The following is a 13978-nucleotide window of genomic DNA, read 5'->3' as shown; positions in this document are numbered from 1 at the left end:
ATTTGGACCGGGCGGCGCATCCGGGGGCGGTGTCCGGATGCGCACGGGACGCCTAGAAGTTACGGGTCAGGAAAAGACCGACGAAGTTGCGATCGGCATACGGCTGCGAAAGCGAGTTGCCGCCGAAGAACGCCGTGAAGTTGATGCCGCCTTGCCACGTCGTCGGGTTCTGGTTGAAGAGCAGATAGACGTTGATCGACTTCGCGCCCTGCATGTAGTTGGCTTGCAGCGTAGGCGTGTAGCCTGTGAGCGCGTCATAGAACGTGACGCCCGGCGTTACCTGCCAGCCGGGAATCAGTGTGCCGTCATAGGTCCAGTTGAAATCGATTGTCATGCCGACGGAATTCGACGTTCCTTGACCCGCGGCGATCGGATAGCCAAGACCGGAATTGTTGTTCAGCCAGGGGAAGTAACCAGCGTCCGCCAGCTGATAGACGTTCTTCCCGTTCACCGTGCGAAAGTATTGAGCGTCGGGGCTGAGGCCGGGGTACTTGATCCAGGTCAGTTCGGCCGTGAAGATCGCCATGTCCGCCTTGATGAAATTCAGTATCGGATAGGTGGACCGTGTGAGATTCAACTGGGCATTGATGTCGAACTGTAGTTTCTTGGCATCCATGTAAGCCTTGCAGTCGACGCCGCCAAAGTTGGTGTTCGCGTCGGCCGGGCCGCCCGCCAGATAGCAGCCCGAGAGGGTGACGGCATCACGCGGGCGGTATGACAGCTCGGTTCCGATCGCCCAGTCGCCCAGCGAGAAATTACTGCTGACACCAAAGAGCTGCCGGTTCGTCAGGTTGTCCCAGCGTGTGCTGCCGTTGGCGAGATACGTCAGCACCGGCGACTTGTCGGTATAGTTTTCATAGTAGAAGGCGAAGCTCGCGTCGATAAACGACGGCTTGTAACCCAGCTTCACGCCGAACTGCGGCTTGTTGCCCGGAAGATAGACGTTCGAAGGCGAACCCAGTGAACTAAACGGCGGCCCCGCGTATAAGCCGTTGACGAGATTCTGGTTGATGCCGTTGAGGAACGCCGAATTCTTCGCCCCGCCGCCCGCGATGGTCGCGGCATCGTATCCGCTGACGTTGAAGTTGTTCGTGTTGAGGGAGAACGGTTGAGCGCCGCGCCCGAAGGTATCCGTGACCGACCAGTACGAGCCGACCGGAGGAAAGCGGTTGCCGTTCCATAACGCCTGATAGTAGGCCTCGGTCGAGAACCCGGCGGGCAGGCCCGTGGCGAAACTGATCATCGGCGCGGGGAGGATTGCCTGCTTGAGCTGCGTGCCGGGAACGAGGAGCTTCTGGATGTCGAGCGAGTTCGTCGCGTTGATGCCGCCCGGCGCGAAGTAGCTCTCGCCCCAGTTGATGACCTGATTGCCGATTCGAATGTGTGCGCGCTGGTCGCCGATTGTGAAGTCCTTCTGGACCCATAGGTCGAGCAGTTGCGCGTCACGCACGATCTGGTTCTTCGCCGCCTCGCTCAACTCGGTCCGCTCGGTGTTGGCGGCCATGAAGTCGTACATTGCCGTGCCGCGGATCATGAACTTGTAGCCTTCGGGTGGCATCGTCAGGAGCAGTTCGCTCGTCAGGCTCAATGAGGTGGTGAACGGCTTGCCTTTTTTATAGTTGAGGTCGCCGTCATCGCCGTTGGCCCATTGCGCGGTGTTCGCGGCCGGGCCGCAACCGTTCGCGTTCGGGTCGCCCGTCAATGAGCAACTGGGGTCCTTGGTGCGAATCCCTACGCCGCCCGTCAGGTTCGTTACCCATGAAGCGTGCATATCCTTGATGCCGGTATCGAACTCATACGCATGGGCCGCGCCGGAAGCGCAAGCGCCGCATACGACGGAGAGCAATGCCTTCGTTGCAAGCCGTGCCATTTCTGCCTCCTGGTCTGATTGTCGTTCTGAGCGGCGATATGCGTGGCGCAGCACGGTACGACGCTCCGTGGCGCCGTGCCGTGCGCTTCTGTCGCCGGGTTGTGTGAAGTTCGAGCGGCTTATCGACTGCTGATCGCGCTCAGGTTTTCGCCTGTGTAGAAGCTGCTGGTGAATCGCGGATCAGTCGCGCCGGGAGAGTAGAACTTGAGGTCCTTGCCGGTGCCGATGACAGTCATGTCGAAGATATAGCGGCCGCTGATCAGGTCGGTGTAGGTGGCGGCGGCGAGCGAGCAGGCGCCGATTTCCCATTCGGGAGCGATGTAGTTTTCCTTGACCTTCCAGATCTTGCCTTGGGCGTCGAAGTCGTCTCCGATGGCGACGAGCCAGCTATCTTCGTCGACATAGAGTGTCTTCGTCGGCGTCGTATGGCGGAAGCCAGCCTTGACGGTGCCCTGGATTTCCCAGACGCGATGCAATTCATAGCGCCTCAAGGCGGGATTCACGAGATCCGGTAGCGTCGCATCGCTCAGCTTGCTGTTGAATCGTTGCATCGCAAGCTCGTTGTACGGGATAAAGATTTCCTTCTTGCCGACGAGCTTCCAGTCGAAACGATCCGGATTGCCCGTAAAGACGTAGTTCATGTCATAGGGGTATTGGTTGTCATACCCGATGGCAGGTGCGTCATAGGCGTAGGCGGGAAGGCGGCGGACGCGCCGCTGGCCGGTGAAGTAGTAAAAGGAGTCGGTATCCTTGTTGTAGTAGTAGCGCTGCACGAGGCCTTGTCCCGCGAGCGCGGCCGGTTCCGAATAGCTGTAGAAAATGCCCGTGTGCAGGCCTTGCTCGTCCTCCGGCGTGTGCTGCCCTTTTCTCGCCCACGGATAGTAGGTCTGCTGGTTCCAGCGGATGACGATGGGTGCCGCGCCGCCAGGGCGAGGCGACACATAGGTGTACCCGTCCGGCCACTCCACGCCGACCCCCTGATACCGCATCATCCAGTTCCAAATCACCTCTATGCCGGTGGCCGGAACCGGAAACGGCACGCCCGGCAGGGTGGCGTTCTCGAGCGACCATCCGTCCTTGGCAATGGAGGCCTTCAGCATTCCGTCTTTCGTGTTCTGCGCGACGAAATCGGGCACGCTGCATTCACGGTGAGTCGGGTACACCGGCATCGTGTAGCCCTTGACCTGCTTGATCAGGGCGATCTGCCCGGCGGCGAGGTTGTTCGCGTACTTGTCGACGTTCGAGGCGTCGATGACGAACGCGGGCTTCTCGTCCTTGTACTTCCAGAAGTCTTCCCGGACCTTGCCGTAGGACCAGTTTCCAGTCGGCTTGCTCGGAACCGTGAAGGCGGGAATGGTGCTGTCCTTGTTGCCGCTCTTTTCGGCGCCGACCGGAGTTAGGTCATTGCCTAGCCGGTCGGCATCGGCTTGCGTCGCCGCGCGTGACGCATTGGAAAGCGAGCCCAGGACCGCGAGGGCGATGAGTGCTTGACTGAAGTTCACGGTGTTGACTCCTCGTTAAACAGGACTTGGAAATGCGTTTGACCAAAGCGAATTCGACACAACGAATGCGGGCGACCACAGTGCATGCTTTCGTCGAGAACGAAATTGCCGGGCACTGCGGATTCTTTCAGACACAAAAGAGTTCATCCGAAAACGTTCGGATGACGAAATATATCGCTTGAAGCGGTTACTACCGATCGCTGCTGTCCCGTCAGGTATCAAGCGTCGAGGCCGACATTTCCTCCGCGGTAAGCGATCGTCTGATCGCGGACCGGGCGGCTGTCATGAGCTTCTTCTCGAGCGGACTGTCATGGAAAGTGACGGTAACCATGCATATTTCCGGCGTCAACAAATTTATAGGTTGGTACGCAGGTATAGTATAGGTATGGCAGCCTATAACGCAAGAAATTCGAGCCACGAAGTGGGATTGGGATGCGTCGGACATACCCTGAGTGTTAAGACGAATAGGTATATCAACCAACAAAGAGGGATGATTTCGTGGCTGCGTAATAGTTGACCTTTGAAGTAAATGCCACGGTTGGTCATAGAGGTGAGGTCGTCCGTTTCGAGATTCCGACGTTGAAACCGTGTTCGCGGACGCCCTTTCTTCAATTGTTGTTAATTTTTGATGTGGCCTTCGACGAGAGGCTGGCTGAAAGGTCATGGGGAACGAGTCGATCGGGACGCGCATCAAGATAGCCGAGCTCGCGCTCCAGCCGACGAATGGCGGCTCGAAGCGGCACAATGCGGAGTCATCGAAGCCGACCGCAGGCGTACGACGGCAACTGGCGTCGCTGCCGGCTCACAAGATCGAAGCGGCGAAAATGCGTCTGGGACGGATGTTGGAGAGGGGGAGTGTTCTGGGCCTGGCTGCGATGGCAGCTGCATGCAAGTACCGATCGCTCACGGATACATGCTAACCTCGTGTCTCTCGAGACAGTGCTGCGTGTACTCGCTTGCGCAGGACTTCCACGGCATGGGCTGCCACCGAGGCAGGCGATGATCGAGCGGTCTTTGCCGTTTATCAGACAGGCGCCGGAGAACGTTCGATACTTCGAAGCAGGGCATATCCCGACCAGCCTTCCCTAAAACGGTGACCGCCGGAGCCCTCGGCGCGGTGGATGTGCTGGCCGATTTGACGACCAGGGCATCTTGCTGCGCAGCGTGCGCCTCGAGGCAGCAGGCGACAGCCGCACCGTCATCCTGTCGACTCGTTCGGGACTCCGCGGGTTGGGAAGATTTGTTCCCGACCGATGGCGCTGCACTGGCCGAAGCGTTCTATGCAATCGATGCGCATGGCATGAATCGGAACGGGGAGAGGTGCCATCTCACGTAAGGAAGCACTGCGCGCGGTGAAGCCGACCACCATTTTTCCTTTGCATCGATGCCTTAGCAGGCTGCTGAAATATCGGTCGTTGATGCGTTCGGGTGCATTACGACGGATGCTGGGGGTCGCACTTTTGAAACGCGGAAGACGTTTGCAGGCATTCCACGTTGCTCGCGGGTTCACGATATCGGTGTTACGCCATTGCTTATTGCCCCTCAGCCCGCGAGTGTGCGCATACGCGTCAAGTTGTAGCCGACCTGCGTCAGCACGAAGAGCTGGTCTACGCGTTCAAGTCCCCGATACATGACCTGGCGAATTCGTCCAACTGTCTTGCCCCATCCGAATACCTGCTCAATGCGCTTACGTTTTTGCTGGCTGACCGCGTAACCCGGCCAGCGCGTAGTTCGCTCGTCAATTGCTGAACCTCCCGGACGTCCATCGTTTTGCGCCACATGCGGCGTGACGCAATTCGCGCGACAACTGGCGACGAAGCCAGCAGTGTCGTAGTTCTTGTCCGCGCCCACCGTAATGCCGAGCGGCGCAACACTCGCGGCATCGGCGAGCATCATCTCGGCCGCGTCGCGCTCGGCGGTGCCCGTCGCCAGAGTCACCTGTGCGTTGACAACCAAGCCGTGTCGGTTGTCGGTCAACACGTGGCCCATATAACAGAGCATCGCTCCAGTTCCCTTGCTCTTGCGAAACAGGCGCGCCTGCTCGTCAGTCGTGGATTGATGCGTCTCGTTACTGCGTTTCTGTCCGCGCCAATTGTCATTCGGCGCGGGCGGTTCGTCAGGAGGCGTGTCATCATCGTCTGGACTTGCCTTGGGCACAAAGCTCTTGTGCCCGGCCCATGCCTGAATCAACGTGCCGTCGACGCTGAAGTGTTCCCCGGAAAGATACCCGCGCTCGCGCGCGGTCTCGACTGTCTCGTTGAAGAGCAACACCAGCACGTCGTGTTCGAGCAACCGGTCGCGGTTCTTGCTGAACGTCGAGTGGTCCCACACGGTCCCGTCCATCGGCAAGCCGACGAACCAGCGGAACAGCATGTTGTAGGAAATCTGTTCTACCAGCATGCGCTCGCTACGAATTGAGTACAGCACCTGCAGCAAAAGAGCGCGCACCAGCTTCTCCGGCGCGATGCTCGGGCGGCCTCCTTTGACGTCCGCCTCATACATCCGCGCGAACACATCGTCCATGCGTTTAAGCGCGTCATTGAGCCACGTGCGAATCGGACGCAACGGATGGTCCTTCGGCACGAAATCATCCAGCTTCAACACTGTGAACATAGATTCGGTAAAGCCATCCGGTCCGCGCATCTGTTCCATCTCGTTCTCATTGATGACATCAGTTCAACGTTTACGCCCACGTCCCGGATGACCGCCACACGAGGTATTTCACCAGCCTGTTAGATGGGGATGTGGCGGATTTTTTATGAATCCCGGTTATACCTCTGCCTCGCGGAAATTGCCGAGGCGCCCAAAAAAATCTTCGCCGACTGCGGGTGAGTGCGCCGGGAGGACCTTACCGGCTTCGTCAAAGGCGTTGGCACAGCGCGATCAGGTTTTGGCGTAGCCACATGTGTGCCGGATCGGTATCGGCCGAGCTGTGCCAGGTGAGGTAGATCGGAAAGTTCGGGACGCGCATCGGAACCGTATGCGCTGTCACCCGGAAGTTGTCGGCATACAACTGTGCCATGCGCTTGGGCAGGGTGCACAGCAGCCCGGCCGTCTGGACCAGCACTGGCATCGACTGGAAATGCGGCACCTCCAGTGCGATGTGCCGGCGCAGCCCGCGCTTGGCAAGGGCACGGTCGATGATTGACATTGAGCCGGCACGCGGAGTCAGCACTACATGGCGCAGCGCGAGATATTGTTCGAGCGTCAAGCGCCCGGTTAGCTGCGGATGCTCGCGCTGCGAGAGCGTAAGTAAGCCCTCTGTCAGCACGCGTTCGTTGCGAAAGGACGGGTCGTGCTGTATGAAGTAGTCCAGCGTCAGGTCAACCTCGCCGTCCTTCATTTCCGCGGTCAATTGGTTGCCGGGCTCGCGGAGGATCTTTATGCGGATGTTGGGCGCCGTCTGTGCCAGCCAGTCGCAAAAGCGCGGCACTATCACCGTCTCGCCATAGTCCTCAACTGCAATCACAAAGCGCCGCTCCGAGTGTGCGTAATCGAACGCATCGTCCGAGCGAAGACCGCGCTCAATCAGGTCCAGCGCCTGCCGGATGGGATCCGCCAACGTCTTGGCGCGTGCGGTCGGTACCATGCCATCGGACGTGCGTGTGAACAACGGGTCGTCCAGGCGTTCGCGCAGGCGGGCGAGCGCGTTGCTCACCGTCGGCTGCGACAGAGCGAGCTTGCGCGCAGCCTTGGAGATGTTGCGCTCGCTGTAGATGGTGTCGAATACCAACAGTAGGTTGAGGTCGATCGAACGCAAGTTCATTGGGGGAGGTTGGCTTCACAGTTCAACGCCTTCGTGCAGGCAATAGGGTATTCGAGCATATTTCGAATATCAATAAAGATCATTGGAAATCTAAACTTCGGGAATTGGCTGCCTCTGCGTAGGATAACCGCATACCAGAGACCCGAACGCCATGAACGATACCAATGCCTTGTTGCTCAGCGACTGCCCCGCCCCAGGAGTTGCGCGGATTCGCATCCACCGCCCGGGAGCACGCAATGCGCTCAATACAGCACTACGCCGGGAACTTGCCGACAGGTTTCTTGCGCTTGACCGTGACGAGGGCGTGCGCTGCGTACTGCTATGCGGTGGCGAAGGCCATTTCGCTGCCGGGGCGGATCTGAAGGAGTTGGTCGAGAGGGGACCGCACGCGGTCTGGGCGCTTGACGTGCCGCGCTACTGGAAGGCGATCGCCGACTGCAGTAAGCCGGTAGTGGCAGCGGTGTCCGGTTACGCGCTGGGCGGTGGCTGCGAACTGGCGCTGCACGCCGACATCATCGTTGCCGGACGCAGCGCGCGTCTCGGGCTACCCGAAGTGACGGTTGGCGTGATGCCCGGCGGCGGTGCCACGCAGCGCCTGATGCGGGCAGTCGGCAAGTACCGCGCGATGAAGCTGCTTCTGACGGGCGAACCAGTCTCGGCCGACGAAGCGTTCGCGATGGGGTTGGTCAGCGAGGTCGTCGACGACGACGTGAGTGAGGCTCGCGCCCTCGCGCTCGCCGAAGTGATCGCGTCGCGTCCGCCCGTAGCTGTGCGCTTGATCAAGGAAGCTGCGCTTGGGGGCGCCGACGCTGCCCTTGCTACCGGATTGTTGCTCGAGCGCCGCTCGTTCGAGTTGCTGTTTGACACCCAGGACCAGAAAGAGGGCATGACCGCCTTCATCCAACGCCGTCCGCCCGCATTCTCGGGGCGTTGACGCACCACCTCGCCTCAACGCATTCCCTCTACCTCAAAAGGAATCTCGCACTATGTCCATGCGATCGGAAGTCGCCATCGTTGGCGTCGGGAGAACGCCCTACACTCGAGCTAAGCCCGGCGAAACGGCGCCGACCGTCGATGAATACATTGCCTGGGCCGCTGATCTTGCACTGAAGCAAGCGGGGCTGAGCAAGAAAGAATTCGACGGCCAGGGTCTTGGCGTTGCGCATGCCGAAGTGGCGCACACGGTGAACTGGTCGGCCGCGACGGCCGAGAATCTGGGCATTAGCCCGCAGGTGCTGCTGCGCGCCGACCAGGGTGGTGCCTCAGCCTCCGCGATGCTGATCCGCGCAGCAGCGATGATCAAGGCAGGCATCGTCGACCGCGTGCTGGTGGTCGGGGCCGATACGCCGTTGAACATTCCCTCCGCTGCGCCGGGGCTGCCGCTGTCGCCGGAACGCACCCGCGGCGTCTATTGGGACTTCCAGGGGCCATTCGGCGTAATGGGCGCGAGCGCGCAATTCGCGCTGGTGCTGACGCGCTATATGCATGAATTTCCCTCGCTCAGCTTCGAGCAGCTGGGCAAGCTCGCAGTCTCAACACGCTATAACGCGTCGTTCCATCCCGGTGCGATCTATCGCAAGCCTTTTACGCTCGACGAGTACATGGATTCTCGCATGCTGTCGCATCCGATCCGTCTGCTCGATTGCGTGCCCATCGTCAACGGTGGGCTGGCCTATGTCGTGACCTCGGCCGCGACCGCTCGCACGCTGACTGACAAGCCTGTCTTCCTGCGCGGCTTCGGTGAGGCCAACAACTACTACCACGGCTCGCGCGTGTTGCCTGACGTGACTACTACCGGCTACGCGCAGTCAGCGCCACAGGCGATGGCGATGGGCGGGGTTCGGCACACCGACATCGACCTCTTCCAGCCGTACGACGATTACCCCTTTATCGCCATGATGACGCTCGAGGATTGGGGCTTTTGCAAGAAGGGAGACGGCGGTCATTTCATCGAGGAACGCGACCTGCGTTTCCACGGCGACTTCCCGCTCTCGACCGACGGCGGGCAACTCTCCGGCGGCCAGCCCGGCGGCGCGATCGGCGGCTTTATGCCACTGGTCGAGTCAGTCACCCAGTTGCGCGGCGAAGCCGGTGAGCGCCAGGTAAAGAATGGGCGAATTTCCGCAGCCTGCGGATTCGGCGGCATCCCTTACGGGCGCCCGGGCCGCAGTTGCATCTCGCTAATCCTTGGAACGGAGCCTTGAATCCATGACCAACAACCTGCCACCCAAGCCGCTGCCCGCCATCACAGACCAGACGCGCCCATTCTGGGCCGCGGCTAAGCAAGGCCGATTCGTGCTGCAGAAATGCAGCGATTGCGGGACCTTTAACTTCCATCCCAAGCCGTGGTGTATCGAGTGCGGCAGCCGCCCGCTCGCCTGGACCGCTGCGCGACCTCATGGCACCGTCTATTCGCACACGGTGTCGTACTCGGTCGCGATGAACTACCCCGGCTGGGAAGTTGACCTCCCGCTGGTCCTGTGCCTGATTGATCTGGACGACGGTGCTCGCATGTACGCCCAAGTCACCGATTGCCAGCCCGACGACATCCGCATCGGCATGCGGGTGGAAGTCCACTGTGAGGATATTAGTGCCGAGGCGGGCATCCCTAAGTTCCGTCCGTTGCGTACGCACTCTACAGAAAGGATCTGACCATGACGCATCAGACTCCGGAACCGCTCACGCTGCGCAAGGCCGCGATGCGTGATGTGCCATTCGACTGGCAGGACCCGCTGCAACTGGACGCGCTGCTCAGCGACGAGGAGCGCATGATCCGCGACAGCGCACGCGTTTTCGCCCAGGAGCGGCTGGCGCCCCGCATCCTCGAGGCCAATCGCCACGAGCGTTTCGACGTCACGGTGATGAAGGAGATGGCCGAACTTGGCTTCCTGGGAGCGACCATCGAAGGCTTTGGCTGCGCCGGCATTAGCTATGTCGGCTACGGCCTGATCGCACGTGAGTTCGAGCGCGTGGACACGAGCTACCGCTCGGCACTGGGCGTGCAGACCACCTTGTCGATGACTCCGATCTACTTGTTCGGTAGCCAGGAGCAGCGCGAGCGTTACCTGCCCGCGATGGCTCGTGCCGAGTTGCTTGGCTGCTTTGGCCTGACAGAACCCGACCACGGCTCGGACCCGGGCAGCATGGCGAGCCGCGCGCGGCAGGTAGACGGAGGCTGGCGTCTGTCTGGCAGCAAGACCTGGATCACGCACGCCCCGATCGCTGACTTGATGGTGGTGTGGGCAAAGGACGACGAAGGTGTGGTGCGGGGCTTTATTCTCGAACGCGGGATGAAGGGCCTGATGACCAGCAAGATCGAGGGCAAGTTCTCCGTCCGCGCATCCCCCACCGGGCAGATCTTGATGGACGATGTGTTCGTCCCAGAGTCGCAGCGTCTGCCCGACGCGCGTGGCGTCGCGGCGCCTTTCGCGTGCCTGAACAACGCGCGCTTCGGCATCTGCTGGGGCGCGATGGGGGCGGCTGAATTCTGCTGGCATGCGGCGCGCCAGTATGTGCTTGACCGCAAACAGTTCGGGCGTCCGCTGGCCGCGAACCAATTGGTGCAGAAGAAGCTTGCCGACATGCAGACAGAGATCGCGCTCGGCCTGCTCGCCTGCCTCCAGGTCAGCCGGATGCGCGACTCAGGCGTGGCCAGTTCCGAGATGGTGTCGCTGCTCAAGCGCAATTGCGCCGGTAAGTCGCTTGAGATCGCGCGCCTGGCTCGTGACATGCACGGCGGCAACGGCATCTCGGACGAATACCACGTGATTCGCCACATGATGAACATGGAGACCGTCAATACGCTGGAGGGCACGCACGACATCCACGCGCTCGTGCTCGGACGCGCCCAAACCGGCTTATCCGCTTTTGCCAATTGAGCCACGCATCCTTCCATGGCCAAGCCCCTCGCATGCAACCTATCGCCGCCGAAGGTCCGATGACTACCAGACTCCTTGTTTCCGCCGCGGAGCCAGCGCGCAGCGCGCTGGATTGCCTGCTACGCCCGCGTTCCATCGCGATTGTCGGTGCCTCGCCGCAGTTCGCGAAGATCAACGGCCGACCACTCAAGCACTTGATCGACAAGGGCTACACCGGGCGCTTGTACCCCGTGAACCCCAAGTACTCCGAGATTGCCGGGCTCGCCTCCTATCCCGACGTAGCCGCGTTGCCGGAGGCGACCGACCTCGCGATCGTCGCATTGCCGGCGCGCGAAGTCGAGGCTTGCATCGCAGCGCTGGGTCGTCGTGGCGTCGCTGCCGCAGTGATCTTCAGTTCAGGCTTCGGCGAGATGGGTGCCGACGGCAAGCGGGTCGAGCAATCGTTGCGCGCTTGTGCCGACGCGCATGGCGTGGTGATCTGCGGCCCGAATTGCCTCGGCTTCGTCAACGCGTTCGACAACGTCTATGCAACCTTCAGCCAGTATGCCGACGGCGATACTGGTGCAGGCCCGGTGGCGTTTGTCACGCAGTCCGGGGCGTTCGGCACGGCGATCGCCGCGCTGGTGCGCCACCGCGGGCTGGGACTGGGCTATTTCATCAACACCGGAAACGAGGCCGGCGTTTCGTTTAGTGACCTGATGCTCGCGGTTATCGAGGACCCGCGCATCCGTGTCGCCGCGGGCTATCTGGAGGGCATGCGCGACGGGCCCGGCCTGATTCGGCTGGCCCAGCGTTGCGCCGAGCTTGGCAAGCCGCTGGTGCTGACCAAGGTCGGCCGCATGGCCGCCGGGGTGCGCGCCGCTGCTTCGCACACTGGCTCTCTTGCGGTAGAGGACGACGTGTTCGATGCTGTACTGCGCCAGCACGGCGTGCTGCGTGCGCGTAATGAAGAGCAGATGCTCGACATGCTCGAGGCACTGTGCTCGGACCGTGTGCCGCATGGCGGCGGGCTGGGCATCGCTACGCAATCGGGCGGCGCCGGCGTCATGATGGCTGACCACGCCGAGGAACTCGACCTTGAGGTGCCCGCGCTGGCGCCAGAGACGCAGGCGGCGCTCGCCAAGGTGATGCCGGCCTTCGGCGCTGCCGGCAATCCGGTGGATGTGACCGGCCAGTTTGTCGGCAACCCCGATCTGCTGCTCGAATCCGTCGTCACCTTGCTGGCTGACCCGCAGGTGCACGTGGGCATCGTTTGGCTGCAACTGATGACCGCGTACGTGGACCTGCTGGTGGGCATCTTCTGCCAGATCCGTGACCGCACCGACAGGCCGTTCATCATCTGCTGGGTGGCAGCGCCGCCCGAAGCGGTGCGCCGGCTGCGAGCCGAGGGCATGGTTGTATTCGGGGCCGGCGAACGGGCAGTCGAGGCGGCCGCGACGATGGTGCGCCATCGCCAGATTCTGCGCGTTGCGGCCGAGAATCGCGCCGAACGGGCCGCGCTAGCGGCCGCGGTGGAGCGTGTTGCAGCAGACGTTTGCGGTGACTTCAGCGATGGCGTGCAGCCGACGGCGCAAGCTACCGCCTGGCTTCAGGCCGCGGGCGTGCCGATGGCGCCAGTCGCGCTGGCGCGTCACGGCGATGAGGCGCAAGCCGCCTGGCGTAGTTTCGGTGGCCCGGTAGTGCTGAAGATCGAGTCGCCGGACATCACGCACAAGACCGAGGTTGGTGGCGTGTTGCTGAAACTGAACGACGAAGCCGCAGTTCGCCAGGGCTTCGCCACCCTGTTGAAGCGTGCTCGCAAGGCCAGGCCCGAGGCGCGGCTGGACGGCGTGGTCGTGCAGCCGATGACCGCCGGCCAGCTTGAGCTGGTGATCGGGGTGCAGCGTGATCCGAGCTTCGGCATGGTGCTGATGGTGGGCCTTGGCGGAGTGCTGGTCGAGGTACTGAAGGACGTGGTGTTTCGGCTGGGTCCGTTCAGCGAGGCTGAAGGGCTTCGCATGCTGGACGGTTTGCGCGTGCGAACGCTGCTTGATGGTGTGCGGGGCCAGCCCGCTGTCGATCGCGCCGCAATCGCCGCGCTGCTGTCGCGGCTGTCGATCTGGGCCGCAGCGATGGCACCCCGGCTCGATGAGCTTGATCTGAACCCGGTGCTGGTCGGTCCAACCGGACCCGTCGCTGTCGATTGTGTGATGGTGTTCAGAGGGCAGGGGGGAGGCTGATGGAACGGCCCAAAAAAATTCCCGATCCGGGTCAGATCTAGCAAGGAAACAAAGCGTGAACAAGCAACCCACATCGCGCGGCTGGCCAGCTTTGCTCGGCGGCCGGTTGCTCGCTCTGAGCGGCGGCACTGCACAGGCGCAAGGGGGCTATCCTAACCAGCCGATCACGTTGATCGCGCTCTTTGGCGCGACGGCGACTCAGACCTCGCGGCACGCAATTTTGCCGCCGCCCAAGACGCACTGGGCGTGCCGGTGCTGGTGGTCTACAAGCCATAGGCCAACGGCGTGATCGGTTCGAGCGAAGTGATCGGGGCCCCGAGTTGACCGGCTCGATTCCGTTCCAGCGGGGGCCTGACTTCACACGCGAGTACGCACATGAAGAGGTGCACGTTTGTCGCCTCGAAGTTCGAGGTGACAACCCCGCTGCGGCAATAGAAATAAGCACTCCCGCCCACACATAGCCGGAAAAACCTTCACACGTCTGCGAGGACGATACACGGATAAAAAACGTCATTTGCGGCGACGACAAAAAGAGCGCCGAAGCAAGAGTGCAAGACGGCGACGAACCAGCGAAAGAAACAAGGTGACAAAACTAGGAGACACCCATGCCGCATAGCCATCCAAAATTGCGCGAAAGGCTGATCGTGAGCCTGTTATTCGTATACATGATAATAAACTTTGCAGACAAGGCCGTGCTGGGCATCGTGGCAGTGCCAATGATGAAGGACCTTAACTTGAGTCCG

Annotated in this window: 10 protein-coding genes; 6 read left to right on the top strand and 4 right to left on the bottom strand. The window is 61.4% G+C overall.

Features of this window, described 5'->3' with window-relative positions; all coding sequences use genetic code 11:
• Nucleotides 1–52 precede the first annotated feature (52 nt).
• The 4 genes from AWB68_RS27755 to AWB68_RS27735 all read right to left on the bottom strand — a co-directional run bounded on the left by AWB68_RS27755 (nucleotide 53) and on the right by AWB68_RS27735 (nucleotide 7138).
• A complete protein-coding gene (locus AWB68_RS27755) occupies nucleotides 53–1870 on the bottom strand; it encodes a DUF1302 domain-containing protein (RefSeq protein WP_087647548.1) in 1818 nt (605 codons plus the stop codon).
• Between the two features lie 119 nt (nucleotides 1871–1989).
• Nucleotides 1990–3372: a DUF1329 domain-containing protein gene (locus tag AWB68_RS27750; protein WP_235028531.1), complete on the bottom strand. Its 1383-nt coding sequence runs from the start codon at nucleotides 3370–3372 to the stop codon at nucleotides 1990–1992.
• A 1542-nt stretch (nucleotides 3373–4914) separates the two neighbouring features.
• Nucleotides 4915–6015, bottom strand: coding sequence for an IS5 family transposase (locus tag AWB68_RS27740; protein WP_087647564.1), 1101 nt, complete (start codon nucleotides 6013–6015; stop codon nucleotides 4915–4917).
• A gap of 217 nt (nucleotides 6016–6232) precedes the next feature.
• A complete protein-coding gene (locus AWB68_RS27735; RefSeq protein ID WP_087647546.1) occupies nucleotides 6233–7138 on the bottom strand; it encodes a LysR family transcriptional regulator in 906 nt (301 codons plus the stop codon).
• A gap of 151 nt (nucleotides 7139–7289) precedes the next feature.
• Here AWB68_RS27735 and AWB68_RS27730 point away from each other — a divergent pair, with 151 nt between their 5' ends.
• From AWB68_RS27730 to AWB68_RS46935, 6 genes are read left to right on the top strand one after another with little or no spacing between them, the layout of a single operon-like run.
• Entirely contained in the window at nucleotides 7290–8072 is a 783-nt protein-coding gene (locus AWB68_RS27730; protein WP_087647545.1) for an enoyl-CoA hydratase-related protein, read from the top strand.
• Nucleotides 8073–8124: 52 nt separating this feature from the next.
• Nucleotides 8125–9342: a thiolase family protein gene (locus AWB68_RS27725; RefSeq protein ID WP_087647544.1), complete on the top strand. Its 1218-nt coding sequence runs from the start codon at nucleotides 8125–8127 to the stop codon at nucleotides 9340–9342.
• Between the two features lie 4 nt (nucleotides 9343–9346).
• Nucleotides 9347–9790, top strand: a complete 444-nt coding sequence (locus AWB68_RS27720; RefSeq protein WP_087647543.1) for a Zn-ribbon domain-containing OB-fold protein — start codon at nucleotides 9347–9349, stop codon at nucleotides 9788–9790.
• Nucleotides 9791–9792: 2 nt separating this feature from the next.
• Entirely contained in the window at nucleotides 9793–11016 is a 1224-nt protein-coding gene (locus tag AWB68_RS27715) for an acyl-CoA dehydrogenase (protein WP_374729614.1), read from the top strand.
• Nucleotides 11017–11075: 59 nt separating this feature from the next.
• Nucleotides 11076–13235, top strand: coding sequence for an acetate--CoA ligase family protein (locus AWB68_RS27710; RefSeq protein WP_087647562.1), 2160 nt, complete (start codon nucleotides 11076–11078; stop codon nucleotides 13233–13235).
• Between the two features lie 55 nt (nucleotides 13236–13290).
• Nucleotides 13291–13524, top strand: coding sequence for a hypothetical protein (locus tag AWB68_RS46935; protein ID WP_125483058.1), 234 nt, complete (start codon nucleotides 13291–13293; stop codon nucleotides 13522–13524).
• Nucleotides 13525–13978 lie beyond the last annotated feature (454 nt).

The sequence above is a fragment of the Caballeronia choica genome (assembly GCF_001544535.1).
GTDB classification, from domain to species: Bacteria; Pseudomonadota; Gammaproteobacteria; order Burkholderiales; family Burkholderiaceae; genus Caballeronia; species Caballeronia choica.
This window is presented reverse-complemented; position numbering and strand designations above follow the sequence as displayed.